The sequence below is a fragment of the Janthinobacterium sp. JF4 genome, assembly GCF_059617925.1.
Genome location: NZ_JCAQAV010000016.1, coordinates 56,908 through 72,082, shown reverse-complemented (window position 1 = coordinate 72,082; position 15,175 = coordinate 56,908). Strand labels below are relative to the sequence as shown.

At 63.1% G+C, this 15,175-nt stretch carries 19 protein-coding genes; 18 read left to right on the top strand and 1 reads right to left on the bottom strand.

The features are described from left to right. Nucleotides 1–19: 19 nt before the first annotated feature. The 6 genes from AC54AF_RS14360 to AC54AF_RS14335 are packed head-to-tail and all read left to right on the top strand — an operon-like array spanning nt 20 to nt 4,206. Nucleotides 20–763, top strand: a complete 744-nt coding sequence (locus AC54AF_RS14360; RefSeq protein ID WP_034787845.1) for a FliA/WhiG family RNA polymerase sigma factor — start codon at nt 20–22, stop codon at nt 761–763. Nucleotides 764–820: 57 nt separating this feature from the next. Then, the gene (motA, locus tag AC54AF_RS14355; protein WP_034757817.1) at nt 821–1,735 is read left to right on the top strand and encodes a flagellar motor stator protein MotA; all 915 of its coding nucleotides are present in this window, start codon (nt 821–823) and stop codon (nt 1,733–1,735) included. Further along, a complete protein-coding gene (locus AC54AF_RS14350; RefSeq protein WP_496637065.1) occupies nt 1,662–2,723 on the top strand; it encodes a flagellar motor protein MotB in 1,062 nt (353 codons plus the stop codon). Before motA ends, AC54AF_RS14350 begins: the two co-directional genes overlap by 74 nt. A gap of 16 nt (nt 2,724–2,739) precedes the next feature. Further along, on the top strand, nt 2,740–3,030 hold the full coding sequence (gene flgM / locus AC54AF_RS14345; RefSeq protein WP_496637064.1) for a flagellar biosynthesis anti-sigma factor FlgM: 291 nt from the start codon (nt 2,740–2,742) through the stop codon (nt 3,028–3,030). Next, the gene (flgN, locus tag AC54AF_RS14340; protein ID WP_496637063.1) at nt 3,027–3,467 is read left to right on the top strand and encodes a flagellar export chaperone FlgN; all 441 of its coding nucleotides are present in this window, start codon (nt 3,027–3,029) and stop codon (nt 3,465–3,467) included. The genes flgM and flgN overlap by 4 nt, the downstream gene beginning before the upstream one ends. Continuing rightward, the gene (locus tag AC54AF_RS14335) at nt 3,454–4,206 is read left to right on the top strand and encodes a glycoside hydrolase family 73 protein (RefSeq protein ID WP_496637062.1); all 753 of its coding nucleotides are present in this window, start codon (nt 3,454–3,456) and stop codon (nt 4,204–4,206) included. The genes flgN and AC54AF_RS14335 overlap by 14 nt, the downstream gene beginning before the upstream one ends. A gap of 7 nt (nt 4,207–4,213) precedes the next feature. On the opposite strand, the gene flgA is transcribed toward AC54AF_RS14335, so the two are convergent. Then, nucleotides 4,214–4,834 (bottom strand): flagellar basal body P-ring formation chaperone FlgA, encoded by a 621-nt coding sequence (gene flgA / locus AC54AF_RS14330; RefSeq protein WP_496637061.1) that lies wholly within the window; start codon nt 4,832–4,834, stop codon nt 4,214–4,216. Nucleotides 4,835–5,115: 281 nt separating this feature from the next. On the opposite strand from flgA, the gene flgB reads away from it, so the two are divergent. The 12 genes from flgB (at nt 5,116) to AC54AF_RS14270 (ending at nt 15,106) form a co-directional block, all read left to right on the top strand. Next, nucleotides 5,116–5,478 carry a flagellar basal body rod protein FlgB gene (gene flgB / locus AC54AF_RS14325; protein ID WP_034758109.1) on the top strand — a complete coding sequence of 121 codons (363 nt, stop codon included), beginning with the start codon at nt 5,116–5,118 and terminating at the stop codon, nt 5,476–5,478. Between the two features lie 8 nt (nt 5,479–5,486). Further along, entirely contained in the window at nt 5,487–5,903 is a 417-nt protein-coding gene (gene flgC / locus AC54AF_RS14320; RefSeq protein ID WP_034757795.1) for a flagellar basal body rod protein FlgC, read from the top strand. Between the two features lie 3 nt (nt 5,904–5,906). Next, entirely contained in the window at nt 5,907–6,560 is a 654-nt protein-coding gene (locus AC54AF_RS14315; RefSeq protein ID WP_496637060.1) for a flagellar hook capping FlgD N-terminal domain-containing protein, read from the top strand. Between the two features lie 58 nt (nt 6,561–6,618). Further along, nucleotides 6,619–7,797, top strand: coding sequence for a flagellar hook protein FlgE (locus AC54AF_RS14310; protein ID WP_496637059.1), 1,179 nt, complete (start codon nt 6,619–6,621; stop codon nt 7,795–7,797). Nucleotides 7,798–7,823: 26 nt separating this feature from the next. Further along, nucleotides 7,824–8,552 (top strand): flagellar basal body rod protein FlgF, encoded by a 729-nt coding sequence (locus tag AC54AF_RS14305; protein WP_131685916.1) that lies wholly within the window; start codon nt 7,824–7,826, stop codon nt 8,550–8,552. A 160-nt stretch (nt 8,553–8,712) separates the two neighbouring features. Beyond that, on the top strand, nt 8,713–9,501 hold the full coding sequence (flgG, locus tag AC54AF_RS14300) for a flagellar basal-body rod protein FlgG (protein ID WP_170846442.1): 789 nt from the start codon (nt 8,713–8,715) through the stop codon (nt 9,499–9,501). Then, entirely contained in the window at nt 9,501–10,175 is a 675-nt protein-coding gene (gene flgH / locus AC54AF_RS14295) for a flagellar basal body L-ring protein FlgH (protein ID WP_496637058.1), read from the top strand. Before flgG ends, flgH begins: the two co-directional genes overlap by 1 nt. A gap of 9 nt (nt 10,176–10,184) precedes the next feature. Continuing rightward, on the top strand, nt 10,185–11,297 hold the full coding sequence (locus AC54AF_RS14290; RefSeq protein ID WP_034787825.1) for a flagellar basal body P-ring protein FlgI: 1,113 nt from the start codon (nt 10,185–10,187) through the stop codon (nt 11,295–11,297). Then, nucleotides 11,297–11,689: a rod-binding protein gene (locus AC54AF_RS14285; protein ID WP_496637057.1), complete on the top strand. Its 393-nt coding sequence runs from the start codon at nt 11,297–11,299 to the stop codon at nt 11,687–11,689. The genes AC54AF_RS14290 and AC54AF_RS14285 overlap by 1 nt, the downstream gene beginning before the upstream one ends. 81 nt (nt 11,690–11,770) lie before the next feature. Further along, nucleotides 11,771–13,132 carry a flagellar hook-associated protein FlgK gene (gene flgK / locus AC54AF_RS14280; RefSeq protein WP_496637056.1) on the top strand — a complete coding sequence of 454 codons (1,362 nt, stop codon included), beginning with the start codon at nt 11,771–11,773 and terminating at the stop codon, nt 13,130–13,132. A 10-nt stretch (nt 13,133–13,142) separates the two neighbouring features. After that, nucleotides 13,143–14,054: a flagellar hook-associated protein FlgL gene (gene flgL, locus AC54AF_RS14275; RefSeq protein WP_131685911.1), complete on the top strand. Its 912-nt coding sequence runs from the start codon at nt 13,143–13,145 to the stop codon at nt 14,052–14,054. A 5-nt stretch (nt 14,055–14,059) separates the two neighbouring features. Further along, nucleotides 14,060–15,106 (top strand): hypothetical protein, encoded by a 1,047-nt coding sequence (locus tag AC54AF_RS14270; RefSeq protein WP_496637055.1) that lies wholly within the window; start codon nt 14,060–14,062, stop codon nt 15,104–15,106. The last annotated feature ends 69 nt before the right edge of the window (nt 15,107–15,175 follow it).

Here is a 15,175-nt window from a genome sequence, read left to right as displayed (position 1 = left end):
CGACCTAGTGGGAGATCCCTTGGCCTATGTAGAGCAATACCAGGAAGCGTATGGCGCCGGCGAATATGCCGCCGCCAGTGCTTGCGCGGCCGTGCTCAGCGTTGCTGAAGAGCAACAACATCTGGTGGCGTACTCCCCTTTGGTGAAACGCATCGTGCGCCAGCTCAATTCGCAGGTGTCGGGCGCCATCGACCGCGACGACATGGAACAGATCGGCCTGATGGGTTTGCTCGAAGCGCTGCGCCGCTACGGCGTGCCGGACCAGTCTTTCGGCAGCTATGCCAGCCTGCGCATCCGCGGCGCCATCCTCGATGAACTGCGGCGCCAGGACTGGCGCCCGCGCGCCGTGCGCCAGGAAAGCCACCGCCTGCGCGACAGCGTGCGCGCCCTGACCCGGCGCCTGGGGCGTGAACCGCTGGAAGCGGAAATCATGGCGGCCCTGAAACTGACGCCGGAAGCCTTCCAGGAGTACCAGCTGGCGGAAAACGCCGAGCTGATCGCCAGTTTCGACGAAGTGCTGCAGGAAAGCCTGGGGCAAGCCGACAGCGCACCGAGCCCGGAAGAGCAATTGATGGTGCGGCGCAGCCTGGAACAGGCCCTGCGCACGCTGGACGAACGCGAACAGCGCGTGGTGCAGATGTATTACGAATTCGAACTGAGCTATAAAGAAATCGCCGCCGTACTGGACCTGAGCGACGCCCGCGTCTGCCAATTGAACAAGACGGCGCTGGGCAAGATGAAAGCCATGCTGCAAGACGCATAAGTATCAAGCACTATCCATCAAATTGACGCAGCACAATGACGCAGAAAGGCAGTTGACATGGTAATTATCGGTATCTTAATCGTGATGGGGTGTGTATTCGGAGGCTTCGCCCTGATGGGCGGCACCGTCCACGCGATCTGGCAACCGGTCGAGTTGATCATCATCATCGGCGCCGCCGTCGGCGCCCTGGTGCTGGGCAACCCCAAGCATGTACTCGGGGAAATGCTGCACCAGATGCGCAAGATCGTCACGCACAAGAAGCAGGGCTCAGAATTCCAGCGCCAGTTGTTGCTGCTGATGTATGAACTGCTGCAAACGGCCGCCGGCGGCCTGAAGGCGCTCGACGCCCACGTCGAGGCCCCGCGCGAAAGCGCCCTGTTCCAGCGCTATCCGCTGGTGCTGGAAGAGCCGAAGCTGCTGGCCTTCATCGTCGACAACTTCCGTTTGATGGCGATGGGCAAGATCAACGCGCATGAGCTCGAAGGCGTGCTGGAGCAGGAACTCGAAGCCATCCACGACGAATTGCTGCAACCGTCGAAGTCGCTGCACAAGATCGCCGAAGCCATGCCCGGTTTCGGTATCCTGGCCGCCGTGCTGGGCATCGTGATGGCCATGAATTCCGTGGCCGACGGCGCCGATGCGGCGGAAATTTCGGAAAAAGTGGGCGCCGCCATGGTCGGCACCTTCATCGGCATCTTCTTTTGCTACGGCGTGCTCGATCCGATGTGCAACATGATGAAGCAGCTGGTGGGCGAGGAAGGCTCGACCATGGAATGCGTGAAGGTCGTGCTGGTCACGCACGTGGCAGGCAAACCGCCCCTGCTGGCCATCGATGCGGGCCGCCGCCTGGTGCAGCTGAACATCAAGCCGAGCTTTGCCCAGCTGGAAAGCTGGATCAATGCGCTGGAAGATGGCGGCGCCGAACAAGAGCAAGGCCAAGGCCGGGGAGGCCGCCGTGCTAAAGCCGCATGAGAAACATGAACAGGCCATCATCAAGCGTGCCGGCCGCAAGCATGACGACGATGGCCACGGCGGCGCCTGGAAAGTCGCGTTCGCCGACTTTTGCCTGGCCCTGCTGTCTCTCTTCCTCGTGCTGTGGCTGATGGCCGCGCGCGAGCAACAGGCGATGAAGGAAATCATGATGGATGCGTCGGCCAGCAGCCGCCAGGGCGAAGGCCAGGGCGTCATGCCGGAACCGAGCGGCGGTCCGCGCGGCAGCCTGATCGAGCGCTTCCCCATGCCCCGCAAGGGCTCGGGCGACACGCGCACGGAAGGCAAGCAGATGCAAGACGGCAAGGCCGGCACCGCGCCGCAAAATCAGACCAAGGTCAGCTACCAGTCGCCGGAAGACTTGATGTCGCTGTCGCGCGCGCTCGACAAGCTCAGCGACGAAGCGGGACTCAAGAGCAATCTGCAATCGGTGATCACGCCGTACGGCTTGCGCGTCATGCTGCACGATACGGACAAGCAAGGCATGTTCGTGCGCGGCAGCGCCGTGCCGACCGACCGTTTCCGCAAGCTGCTGCGCCAGATGGGGCCCGTGTTTGCGCAAATGGAGAACCAGATGCTGATCGTCGGCCACACGGATTCCTTGCAATACGCCAATACCGGCTATGAAGGCTTCTCCAACTGGACCCTGTCGGCCAACCGCGCCATGTCGGCGCGCGCGCAGTTGCTGATCGGCAGCATGAGTCCGGACAGCGTGTTGCAGGTGGTAGGCATGGCCGACCGCGCGCCGCTGGACGTAAAAAATGCCAGCGCCGGCATCAACCGGCGCATCGAACTGTTAATATTGACGCGTGGCCAGGCCGACAGCATCGCCGCCATGTTCGGCATGGCCGGGCAAAAGGCGCAAGGCGACGAGCTGCACGTGGGCGAACCGGACGCGGGCACGCTGCAACGCCTGCGCGAGAAACTGGGCCTGCCCGCAAAGAAAGAGCGCGATGAGCATGCAAATTAAGGGCAAGGGACAACGTATGAAAATCTCCTCCGGCAATACCGGCGCTGCCGTGCGCAGCAGCGCCGTCGCGCCGGCCGAGGCGATCGCCGAGAACGCGGGCGCCACTGGCGTCATGCAAGGCTCGTCAGCCGGGGCGGAACTGCAATCGGCCGTGCTGCAACCGGCCATGGCCGCCCTGCGCGGCATGCCCGAAATCGACCACGAGCGCGTGGCCATGCTGCGCGATGCGCTGGCCAAGGGCGAATTGCCGTTCGATCCATCGAAACTGGCAGGCTTGATCCAGCGCTTCCACGGCGGTGAATCGTGACCGCGCCGCGCAAGGGCATCACGCGCCAGGAAGCCATGCGCCGCGTGCTGCAAGGCATGACGGACGACCTCGCTGGCTATGGCGCCCTGCAAACCTTGCTGGAAGAGCAGTTCCAGGCCACCTTGCACCACCAGAGCGCACGGCTGACGGCGCTGGCCGACCAGGTCATCGCCGCCGTCGAACCGCTCGATGCGCGCCGCCGCCAGCGCGTCAGCCTCGTCACTGCCCTGCTGGGCCCGCAAGGCGATATGCCGCAATTGTTTGCACTGATGCAAGAAGAAGCGCGCGCCACCGCCGAGCGCGACTGGGCCGCGCTCGAGCAGATGGTGCTTGAATGCAAGCGCCTGAATGTCCGCAACAGCGATTTATTAACAGAACAGTACAGCATCATGCAGCGCGTGCTGCATGGCGAGGAAGATACCTATGCGCCAGGCTGATTTCCTGACCACCCGCGCCACGGCGGCGACGCCATCGACGGCGGCCACATCCGCCGTGCAAAGCAATATGCGCGCCACCGACGCCACCAGTTCGGGCGGCAACTTCAGCAGCGTGTTCCGGCAGGTGCAGGGCGAAGTGGCCCGCTTCATCGAACAGGGCGGCGGCAACGCCACCAGCCTGAGTCCGCAAGGCCGCGCCTACCTGGAACAGAGCCAGCCCGTGAATGTGCTGGGCAGCATCAACCAGGGCGGCGAGATCGGTGAAACGCAGCAGCAATTTCTCGCCTCGATCAAGCCATGGACGCAAGAGACGGGCGCGCGCCTGGGCGTGGCGCCGGAAATCGTCGCCGCCCACGCGGCGCTGGAATCGGGCTGGGGCCAGCGTCCGCTGCGCCAGGGCACGGGCGCGGACACGAATAATCTGTTCGGCATCAAGGCCGGCGGCAAATGGCAGGGTGACGTGGCCAGCAATGTCACCACCGAATACGAGGCGGGCAGCGGCACGGCCCTGAAGAAAACCGAGCGTTTCCGCAGCTACCCCGACCAGGCCAGCGCCTTCCGCGACTATGCGCAAGTATTGCTCGACAATCCGCGCTACCGCGCCGCCCTGAACACGGGCGCCGACGCGGGTGCCTTCGCGCAAGGCCTGGCGCGCGGCGGCTATGCCACCGATCCCAACTACGCCGCCAAGCTGACGCAGCTGGCGAAGAGTCTGCAGCGCACGGCCGCCGCAGACTGACTTGCCCTTAACGGCCGGCTATATCGGCCGGTTCCACCACGCCCGCATCGACCACCGTGGCACGTATCACCGTGCCGCTGGTGGCGTTGCGCACGCGAATCACCTGGCCCAGCGCGCCCGGATCCATCGCCTCACCGGCCATGCTCACCTCCACCTGCTCCTTGCGCGCCACGATACTCACCGCACTGCCCCGCTTGATCAACACGGGCGACGCCAGTTGCCCCTGCCGCAACACTTCCCCGGCACGCAGGCTGCGCCGGCTCGACAAACCGACGGCGCCGGGCAAGGAAGAAATACTGTCGGGCACCATCGTCACGTCGCGCCGCGCCAGGGTCACGTCGCCCGCCTGCAGCGGCGTATTCGCCGTGACGGGGGCGCTGGTGACGGCCACCTGGGCCGTGATGCTGCCGCGCGCCAGCATTTCATAGCGCCAACCGTTGCTTCCAGGACACACTGCGACGAAGCGCATGCGCTGCGCCGAGCGGCTGTCCGCCGCTTCCAGCGCGACGGGCGCCGCGCACGCCGGCACGGGGCGCGTGCTTTTTACCACGGTGACTTGAAACTGCGGTTCCAGCAATCCTGCCGAGGCTGCCTGCCGTGCCAATTGCTCGCGTGCTAATTGTTCCACACGCGAAAATATATTGTCGGCTGGCAATTCTGCGCGTCCTGCACTACTATATAGGCTGGTCAGTAAAAATAGGCTTGGCAGCAGTATGTGACGACGCTGCGCCTTGTTTCGGATCACGGTAATACTGTCGAGATGAATCATTGCTAACCTTAATCAAAGAGACTGAAGCGGCATGACCTTACCATGCGTCAACATGACCAGGCTGGGATTTTACCTCTGCACCATCTATTTTCTGGCTCGAACCGCAAAAAGCACGAACGAATTCAACACAAAGGATGACCATGGGGATTAATTTCAAGGATGCGCTGGGCGTGCACGCCGATGCACTCGCGCTGCGTGCCGACCGTACACGCGTACTGGCCGCCAACATCGCCAATGAAAACACGCCCGGCTTCCAGGCCATGGACATGGATTTCGGCAGCGCCCTGCAGCAGTTGCAGGACAACGAAGCGGGCCTGCTGTCGACCGATGACGATGCCAGCGCCCTGTACCGCGTCCCCTATCACCCTAGCCGCGACGGCAACACCGTTGAAATCGGCGTCGAACAGGCGGCGTTCTCGCAGAATGCCACCGACTTCCAGACCAGCCTGACTTTCGTCAACATGAAACTGAAGGGTCTGTCCAAGGCCATTTCCGGACAATAAGGATCAGCATGAGCTTCCAGGATATTTCCAAGATCGCCGGTTCGGCGATGGCGGCGCAAACCGTGCGCCTCAATACCATCGCCAGCAACCTGGCCAATGCCGATTCCGTCGCCGGCTCCGAAGGCGAAACCTACCGCGCGCGCAAACCCGTGTTTGCGGCCGTGATGGATGGCCCCGGCGCCAGCGGCGCCGGTGGCAGAGTGCAGGTGCTCGACGTGGTGCAAAGCGATGAGCCGCTGCGCAAGGTGTACGAACCGGGCCACCCGATGGCCAATGCCGATGGCATGGTGTTCTACCCCAACGTCAATCAGGTGGCCGAAATGACCGACATGATGTCGGCCTCGCGCGCGTTTGAAACCAATGTCGAAGTTCTGGGCCGCATCAAGTCGATGCAGCAATCGCTCCTCAAATTAGGTGAAGCATAATCCATGGAAACCAATCTCTTTACAAATAACACCAGCGGCAGCAACAGCGGCAGCAATGCCGTCAAGTCGCAAAGCAATGCCACCCAGGATATGTTCACCAAATTGCTGGTTGCCCAGATCAAGAATCAGGATCCCCTCGCGCCGACCGATCCGAGCCAGTTCGTCAATCAATTGACGCAGCAGGCGCAGACGGAAGCGATGCAAAACCTGTCCGCGCTGACCAGCGCCAATGCCAGCGTGCTGCAATCGATGCAGGTGCTGGCCCTGGGTGCGCAAGTCGGTTCCGAAGTGATGGTCAACAGCGAAACGGTCCAGCTCGACAAAAGCAAAGTCAGCGGCAGCATCGCGCTGGCGGCCAGCACCACCAAGACCACCGTCACCCTGAAAGGGCTGGACGACAAGGAATACAAGATCGAACTGGGCGCCAAGGCGGCCGGCACGGTGCCGTTTACCATCGATCCCGTGGCCCTGGGCTTGCCTGCCGGTACCTACAGCATGAAGGTCAGCACCAGCGGCGCTGAAAAACCGACGGTCGACATCGCAGGCAAGCTCAACAGCGTGCGCCTGTCGGCCGGCGGCAGCATGATACTGAGCGTGTCGAACCTGGGCGAAGTCAACCCTGGCGCGATCACCGGCTTTAACGGTAAGACGGCCTGATCCGCCCTGCCCTTCGTTTCCTGCACACTAATCTCGTCCTTCACTAAAGGAAGTCCACATGAGTTTCGACATCGCCCTGTCCGGTATCCAGTCCATCAACCAACAGTTGAACAGCACCAGTAACAATATCGCCAACGCCGGCACCTACGGTTTCAAGAGCAGCCGCGCCAACTTTTCGGCCATGTACGCCGGTTCGCGCGCCACTGGCACGGAAATCGGCTCGCTGACGCAAAGCATGTCGCTCAATGGCGGCGTGCTCAACACGGGCCGCGCGCTCGACGCGGCCATCGATGGCCGCGGCTACTTCGTTTCGCGCGATGCGCAAAATACCATGAGCTACAGCCGCGTCGGCATCTTTTCAGCCAGCAGTGATGGCAAGCTGATCGACGCGAACGGCCGCCTGGTACAGGGTTATGCCGCCGTCAAAGGCACCACCACGCTGGGCACCATGGGCGACATGCTGATTCCGACGGGCCAGATTCCCGCCGTGGCGTCGACCAAACTGGCGTATGCCGCCAACATGTCGTCCGAATGGCCTATCAAAACCCCGGCTTTCGACAAGACCAACGAACTGAGCTACAACAGCGCCAAGTCTTCGATCGTCTACGATTCGCTGGGCGCCAAGCACTCGCTGGGCCAGTACTTCGTCAAGACGGCAGCGGGCGTGGACGTGCACTACACCCTCGACAACGCCGATCTGGGCCCGGTGACGAGCATGACCTTCGACACCTCCGGCAAACTGACGATGACCGCGCCGGTCACGCTGGCGCTGGGCACGCCGGCAGGCGCCGCGGCGCTGTCGGTCGCCATCGACTACACGGGCACCACCCAGTTCGCCGGCGAAGCGACCACCTCGACCGACCGCGCCGATGGCTATGCCTCGGGCACCTACACGGGCGTGGAACTGGCCGATGACGGCTCCGTCGTGGCGAAATACACGAACGGCCAAAAGCAAAGCATCGGCGTGATCGCCCTGGCGACCTTCCCCGACGAAGGCGCCTTGACGGCCGTCAACGATACCAGCTGGGTTGCTTCGACCACGTCCGGCACCGCCATGTATGACCGCCCGGGCGTCGGCATGGCCGGCAAACTGGTGACGAGCTCGCTGGAACAGTCGAACGTCGACATCACCTCCGAACTGGTGGGTTTGATGACGTCGCAGCGCAATTACCAGGCCAACTCGAAGGTCATCTCGACCGAGAACGCCATGCTGCAATCGCTGATGCAAGCGCTGTAATCCACGAGACGCAAAGGTAAAGAGCAATGGATGCCCTGATTTATACCGCCATGAGCGGGGCCGACCGTGCCCTGCGGGCCCAGCAGGTACACGCCAACAACCTGGCCAACATCGAGACGGGCGGCTTTCGCGCCAACCTGGAAGTGTCCACTGCCCAGCCGTTGCAAAACGGCTATGGCTACGACGACCGCCACATGACGCAGACGCAGTCGAGCGCCATCGGCACGCGTACGGGCGCCATCAAGGAAACGGGACGCGAACTCGACGTGGCCGTCACGGGCCCCGGCTTTCTCGCGGTGCAATGGCAAAACGGCGAAGCCTACACGCGCGCCGGCGCCATGGACCTCGATGAAACGGGCGCGCTGACCATCAACGGCCGGCCCGTGCTGGGCGAAGGTGGTCCGATCACGATTCCCGAGCACACCAGCCTGTCGATCGGCGGCGATGGCACGATTTCCATCCAGGTGCCGGGCACCGCGCAAATGCAGACGGTCGACAAGCTCAAGCTGGTCAACGCCGAAGCGGGCGAGCTGACCAAGAACGAAGCGGGCCTGATCGTGGCGCGCGGCGGCGAAGACTTGCAAGCCGATCCGACGGTCCGCATCCGCGACCGCCACCTGGAAGGCAGCAACGTCTCTGCCGTCGAGGAAATGGTCGCCACCATGAGCCTGAACCGCAGTTTCGAGATGCAGATGAAAATTTTCAAGGCCAGCGATTCCATGACGGAATCAGGCAACCGCCTGCTGGGCGCCTAAGAATGCCTGACATAAGCTACTGCGCGTTGCGATTTGCGGCCTGCGATGCTCACTGTGCTCAAGCACAGTTGCGCTTCTCGACCACAACTCGCGGCCGCTCGCTACGCTTCTGTCAAGCATTCTTCACCCAACAAAAACAAACGAATTCAAGGAGTAAACCATGAATCCAGCAATGTGGATCAGCAAGACCGGCGTGCAGGCGCAAGATGCCAAACTGCAAGCCATCGCGAACAACCTGGCCAACGTCAATACGGTCGGCTTCAAGCGCGACCGCGTCGTCTTCGAAGACCTGTTTTACCAGGTCGAGCAGCAGCCGGGCACGCAGCGCGCCGACAACACCCTCTCGCCATCGGGCGTGCAGCTGGGCAACGGCACGCACATGGTCGGCACGCAAAAGGTGTTTACCACCGGCAGCCTGCAAACGACCAGCCGCGAATTCGACGTCGCCATCACCGGCAACGGTTTCCTGCAAGTGCTGCGCCCGAATGGCGAAGCGGCCTACACGCGCGCCGGCCAGTTGAGCCTGAATGAAAACGGCGTGATGGTCAACGCCCAGGGCCTGCCCCTGGTGCCGCAGATCACCGTGCCAAACAACGCCACGGCGATCACCATCGGCGAAAACGGCATGGTCACGGCCACCGTGCCGGGCAATGTCGCCGGCACCGAACTGGGCCAGCTGAACCTCTCCAGCTTCGTCAACCCGACGGGCCTCTTGGCGCTCGGTGAAAACCTGTTCCAGGAAACGGCATCGAGCGGCACGCCGACGGAAGGCCGTCCCGGCGAAGGCGCCCTGGGCAAGCTGAAGCAGTTCGCGCTGGAAGGCTCGAACGTGCAGGTGGTCGAAGAGATGGTCGACATGATCGCTGCCCAGCGCACCTATGAAATGAATACCAAGGTGCTGTCGGCCGCCGACAATATGCTGCAATACCTGGCGCAAGCGGCACGTTGATGAAGGCCGCACTGAAAGCCGGAGCGGCCCTGCTGCTGGTCCTGGCGGCCGGTTGCGCCAGCCAGCCGGTGGCCCCTCTGGCGCCCAGCTTTTCCGATACGCCGCTGCCCGTGGCGCCGCGCAGCGCCGCGCGCGGCGGCGTGGCCGGCGGCGTCTTCAATCCCGATGCGGGCCTGGCCCTGACTTCCGACAGCCGCGCCTTCCGCGTCGGCGACGTCGTCACGGTGGCCCTGCAGGAAACCACGCAGGCGAGCAAGAAGGCGGGCACCTCGTTCAACAAGGGTTCGTCCGTCGGCGTGCAGGCGGCCAATCTCCTCGGCAAGACTTTCCCCAAGACGGGCATCGACCTGTCTGCCGACCGCAACTTCGCCGGCGACTCGACCAGCACGCAGCAAAATGCGCTGTCCGGCGCCATCACGGTGATCGTGCAGGAAGTGCTGCCGAACGGTTTGCTGCGCGTGCAGGGCGAAAAAACCCTGACCCTGAACCAGGGCGAGGAATTCGTGCGCCTGCGCGGCTACCTGCGCGCGGCCGATATCGATTCCAACAACCAGGTGTCATCGTTGCGCATCGCCAATGCGCAGATCGCCTATTCCGGCCAGGGCACCCTGGCCGAAGCCAACAAACCAGGCTGGCTGACGCGCTTCTTCGTCGGCCCATGGATGCCGTTTTAAGGTGAGCTCATGAAATTTCGTTCCGCCCTGCCCCTGGCAGCCATGCTCGCCGCGCTGTCCGGCTTTGCCCTGCCCGCCAGCGCCGCGCAAGTACTGCGCAACCTGGTCAGCATCGAGGGCGTGCGCGACAACCCGCTGGTCGGCTACGGCCTCGTCGTGGGCCTGAACGGCAGCGGCGACACCACGCAGGTGAAGTTTTCCAGCCAGTCCGTGGTCAACATGCTCAAGCAGTTCGGCGTCAAGATGCCGGACGGCGCCGAATCGAAAAGCAAGAACGTCGCCACCGTCATGGTCAGCGCCGTATTCCCTCCGGGATACCGCCGTGGCCAGGCCATCGACGTCACCGTGTCGTCCTTGGGCGATGCGAAAAGCTTGCGCGGCGGCACTTTATTGCTGACGCAATTGCGCGCGGCCGACAATGAAACGTATGCGCTGGCGCAAGGCAACGTCGTCGTCGGCGGCCTCAACGCCACCGGCAAGAGCGGCTCGTCCGTCACCGTCAACACGCCCACCTCGGGCCGCATTCCCAACGGCGGCAACATCGAGCGCGAAATCCTCAGCGATTTCTCGACCAAGCCGACCGTCACCCTGAATTTGCGCCACCCGCACTTCGAGACGGCCATCAATATCGTCGAAGCCGTCAACCGCCGCTTTGGCGCCGTCGCCACCACCAGCGACGCCACCAGCGTGGAAGTGCTGGCGCCGGAAAACCCGACCCAGCGCGTAGCTTTCATGGCCAAGCTCGAAGCGCTCTCCGTCGATGTCGGCGTCGACACGCCGAAAGTGGTCTTCAATTCGCGCACGGGCACGGTGGTCATCGCCGAAGGCTTGCGCGTGAAGGCGGCCGCCGTCACGCATGGCTCGCTCAAGGTCGTCATTTCCGAAAGCTCGGCCGTCAGCCAGCCGGCGCCGTTCGGCCGCGGCCAGACCACCGTCACGCCGCAATCAAAAGTGTCCGTCGACCAGGGCAACGGCAATATGTTCAAATGGCCGGCCGGCGCCAAGCTGCAATCGATCATCGACGTGGTCAACAGCCTGGGCGCTTCGCCCGATGACATCATGGCAATTTTGCAAGCCCTCGACCAGGCCGGGGCCATCGAAGGTGAACTGGTGGTGATTTGATGCTTAATGTAAACGACAGCAGCAGCGCCCTGCCCTCGGCGCTAGACGACAAGACTGCCGCAGCCGCCACCCCGGCCGATCCCCGCTATGCGGCCAAGGCCACCGAGGCGGCCGTCAAGTTCGAGGCGTTCTTCATCTCGCACATGCTGCGCCAGATGCGTTCGGGCACGCGCGAGATGGCGGGCGAGGACAGCGTCTTCAAGGACCCCATCAACAGCGACATGCTGGAAATGGCCGACAACCTGGTGGCCGACAAGATGGCCGGCCAGCGCGCCTTCGGCATCGCCGACGCCATCCTGCGCCAGCTGCTGCCGGCGGCCAGCGCCCCCGTGGCAGCCAACAGCACTGTCAAGACCGACAATATTGCGGCGCCGCTTAATAAATCCGTCTGAAGCGTCGCCTGTACAAGGTAACAACGATTCAATGCCTGCCCACCCGCACGCGCCACACTCTTCACGAAAGAAACTTGCCCAATGAGCATCATCAGCAATGCATTGTCAGGCAGCATCGCCGCCCAGGCCGCACTCAATGCGGCCAGCCAGAACATCGCCAACCTGCAGACGGCGGGCTACACGCGCCAGGGCGTGCTGCTGTCCTCACTTGGCGCCGGCGTGGGCGTGCGTTCGGCCGGCAATGGCGTGGAAGTGTCGGCCCTGCTGCGCTTCGCCGATGCGTATAAAAGCCAGCAAATGTGGCGTGCCGCGTCCGACCAGGGCGCCCGTTCGCAGACCCAGCCTTACCTGACACAGCTCGAACGCGTGATGGGCGACGATGCCTCCAGCATCAGCAACGGCATCGACGGCTTTTTCGCCGCCCTCAACGCCTCGGCCGTCGACCCGACGTCGACGCCGCTGCGCCAGCAGATCGTCACTTCCGCCGACGCCATGGCGCAGCGCTTCAACAGTATCAGCACCGTCATGGGCAACCAGTTGCTGTCGGTGCAGCAGCAACGTTCCGCGATCGTGCCGCAAGTCAATACCACCCTGGCCAATATTGCCGCGCTGAACCAGCGCATCAGCACCTCCACGGCATCGGGCACGAACGTGTCGTCGCTGATGGATGCGCGCGACCAGCTGATCGATGGCCTGGCCTCGCAGATGGGCATTGACGTCCTCGACCAGCCGGACGGTTCGCGCAATATCGCGCTGAAATCGGGCCAGCCGCTGGTCATCGGCAGCCTGGCCGGCACCCTGAGCAGCAACATGACGAACACCGGCGAACAAACCTTGAGCCTCGATTTCGCCAAGTCCTCGTACAAGCTTGACCCGATCGCCATCGGCGGGCAGATGGGTGGCCTGGGCGAGTTCGAGCAAAATACCCTGAAACCGCTGCAACAGTCGCTGCAAGACATGGCCACCCAGTTGACCAGCAAGGTCAACGCACAGCTGGCCCTGGGCAAGACCATGGCTGGCACGGCCGGTGGCCCCCTGCTGGCCTACGCGAATGGCAAGCTGAGCATTACCCCCGGCTTCAACGCCAAGGACCTGGCCCTGTCGCTGACAGGCGCTGCCGGCGACAGCGGCAACCTGCAGAAATTGATCGAGATCAAGAACCAGCCGATCGCCGTCAGCTGGGTCGGTTCTGTCCTGCTGAGCGACGCGGATACGCAACTGGTCGGCAAGCTGGGCATTTACAGCCAGCAGAACCAGGCCTTGCTGAAGACGGCCAACACGGTGCGCTCGCAAGCGATCGACGACTGGAAGTCCACCAGCGGCGTGAACAAGGATGAGGAAGCGATGAGCCTGGTCGAATTCCAGAATATGTATCAAGCAAACATGAAAGTCATTTCCGTGGCGAATAGCTTGTTTGACGCCACTTTGGCAATGATGGGTTAAGGAGAAGATCATGCGTGTCGCCAGTAGCCAGTACCAATCGCTGATCAATATTTCGCTTCAGCAAAATCAGGAACGCATCAACTTCCTGACCCAGCAAATGTCTTCGGGCTTGCGCATCCAGCTGCCATCGGACGATCCGATCGGCAACGTGCGCATTTCGCGCCTGACGCGCGAGCAAGCCATGGTCACGCAGTACCAGGACAATATCGCCACGGTGAAAGTGCGCCTGCTGAAGAATGAAAACTACCTGTCGAGCATGGTCACCGACATGGGCCAGGCGCGCGACCTGCTGGTATGGGCCGCCGACGGCAGCAACACGCCCGGCGACCTGAATGCGATGACGCAATCGCTGACGGCCATGCGCGACAGCGTGCTGTACACGGCCAACCTGAAGGATCAGGAAGGCCGCTACATGTTTTCCGGCACCGCGACCGACCAGCCGGCGATCAAATACGATCCGGCGGCAGCCGTCGGCTCGCGCTACAGCTACATCGGCAATACCGACACGCAGACCGTGGTGGTCGGCAATGGCGTGACGCAGGCGGCCAACGTCGACGTGAAGAACCTGGAAGTGTGGCTCAACAAGATCGACCAGGTCGTCACCACGCTCGGCACGCCGGGCGTCAACCCCAACGATCCGGCCGTGCGCGCCATCGTCAACGACGGCCTGGGCGGCACCGATGAAGGCATGGATTTACTTTCTGGCAAGATCGCCATCTTCGGCGGCGCGCAAAACATCCTCACCACGCTCTCCGGCAACCTGGCCAATGTGTCGCTGTCGAACAATTCAGCCCTGCTGGACCTGAAAAAGACCGACATGGGCGCGGCGGCGATTGAACTGACCGGCTATCAGACGGCCCTGCAGGCAACCTATAAGGCCTACACCAAGGTTGGCACTATTTCCCTGTTTGATCTTCTCTGACCATCATGCAAATCGTTCAGACTTCCTCCTCTTCCGGCGTCAATGCCAAAGGCGCGGGCGCATCCCGCGTCGTCGATGACGCGTCCGCCGCAGTCAAGGGCGGCGCCAGCGCGCGCAGCAAGGCGCCGGCAGCGAGGAGTTCGACGGCAAGTCTGCAGCGTGGCCTGAGCAACTGGGATCACCAGTTGCAGGGGGAAATTTCTAACGCACAACAAACCCTCGACTACCTGGAACGCAGCAGCAGCCAGTTGCAAGCGCTGAAAAGCGAGCTGGCGGCCAAGCTGGCCGCGCGCCAGGGCCGCGAAGGGCAAGTCGAGGCGAGAGTACGCCAGTTCAGCAATACCTGGCGCCAGCGCGCCAGCGCTTCGGGCGGCACGCTCGACGCACAGCTCAGCTATACCAGCCCGCAGGCGGCACAGCAGAACTTCAGCATCCGCGGCCTGACCATGGCCAGCCTGCAGGAAGGCCCGCAGGAAGTGCTGGCCTTTTCCGTCGGCGGGGCGAACCAGGCCTTGCGCTCGGTCAATATCGAGCCTGGCCTGAGCGAGAACGAAATCGTCTCCCGCTTCGACCGCGCCCTGATGCCGTCAGGCATAGGCGTCAAGCTGGGCGAGAATGGCGAGCTGGTGTTCAGCACGTCGGAAGCGGCCTGGGCCAACGTGCGCGACAGCCTGTCCGTGCGCGGCAGCGGCATCCGCTACCCGACCGGCCAGATGAGCCGCGTGCGCACGGATGCGGAACCGGCCGCCATCGCCCCGGAAGAATGGCATACCGGCGACGTGGAAGCCCTGCGCGCCACCTTGCAGCAGGTGGTGCAGGCGCTGGCGCAGCTGCAGGCGGCGCGCAGCTCCGTCAGCCTGGCCCTGGCGCAAGCGACGGGACGGGTCGCCCGCGCCCAGCCGGTGCTGCAAGTCAGCGTCAGCATGGATACGCTGGCGGAAAACTTCACGCAAAAAGCCAGCCAGCCCGGCTATGAATCGCTGCTGGCGATCAGCTCGGCGCTGGTCGGCATCAGCCGCGAGCGCGTCGTCGCGCTGCTGGGCCTGGAATAAATCTCCCCTTTCGCGTGCGCTGCTCTGGCGCACACGGCAATAGTGGGGCACGCCCCTGGCTCAGGACGG

Excerpts from the sequence above, each read along its gene's own strand:
- motA (WP_034757817.1), top strand. The coding sequence starts at position 821 with ATGGTAATTATCGGTATCTTAATCGTGATGGGGTGTGTATTCGGAGGC.
- AC54AF_RS14350 (WP_496637065.1), top strand. The coding sequence starts at position 1,662 with ATGCGCTGGAAGATGGCGGCGCCGAACAAGAGCAAGGCCAAGGCCGGG.
- flgM (WP_496637064.1), top strand. The coding sequence starts at position 2,740 with ATGAAAATCTCCTCCGGCAATACCGGCGCTGCCGTGCGCAGCAGCGCC.
- AC54AF_RS14335 (WP_496637062.1), top strand. The coding sequence starts at position 3,454 with ATGCGCCAGGCTGATTTCCTGACCACCCGCGCCACGGCGGCGACGCCA.
- flgB (WP_034758109.1), top strand. The coding sequence starts at position 5,116 with ATGGGGATTAATTTCAAGGATGCGCTGGGCGTGCACGCCGATGCACTC.
- flgC (WP_034757795.1), top strand. The coding sequence starts at position 5,487 with ATGAGCTTCCAGGATATTTCCAAGATCGCCGGTTCGGCGATGGCGGCG.
- AC54AF_RS14315 (WP_496637060.1), top strand. The coding sequence starts at position 5,907 with ATGGAAACCAATCTCTTTACAAATAACACCAGCGGCAGCAACAGCGGC.
- AC54AF_RS14310 (WP_496637059.1), top strand. The coding sequence starts at position 6,619 with ATGAGTTTCGACATCGCCCTGTCCGGTATCCAGTCCATCAACCAACAG.
- AC54AF_RS14305 (WP_131685916.1), top strand. The coding sequence starts at position 7,824 with ATGGATGCCCTGATTTATACCGCCATGAGCGGGGCCGACCGTGCCCTG.
- flgG (WP_170846442.1), top strand. The coding sequence starts at position 8,713 with ATGAATCCAGCAATGTGGATCAGCAAGACCGGCGTGCAGGCGCAAGAT.
- flgH (WP_496637058.1), top strand. The coding sequence starts at position 9,501 with ATGAAGGCCGCACTGAAAGCCGGAGCGGCCCTGCTGCTGGTCCTGGCG.
- AC54AF_RS14290 (WP_034787825.1), top strand. The coding sequence starts at position 10,185 with ATGAAATTTCGTTCCGCCCTGCCCCTGGCAGCCATGCTCGCCGCGCTG.
- AC54AF_RS14285 (WP_496637057.1), top strand. The coding sequence starts at position 11,297 with ATGCTTAATGTAAACGACAGCAGCAGCGCCCTGCCCTCGGCGCTAGAC.
- flgK (WP_496637056.1), top strand. The coding sequence starts at position 11,771 with ATGAGCATCATCAGCAATGCATTGTCAGGCAGCATCGCCGCCCAGGCC.
- flgL (WP_131685911.1), top strand. The coding sequence starts at position 13,143 with ATGCGTGTCGCCAGTAGCCAGTACCAATCGCTGATCAATATTTCGCTT.
- AC54AF_RS14270 (WP_496637055.1), top strand. The coding sequence starts at position 14,060 with ATGCAAATCGTTCAGACTTCCTCCTCTTCCGGCGTCAATGCCAAAGGC.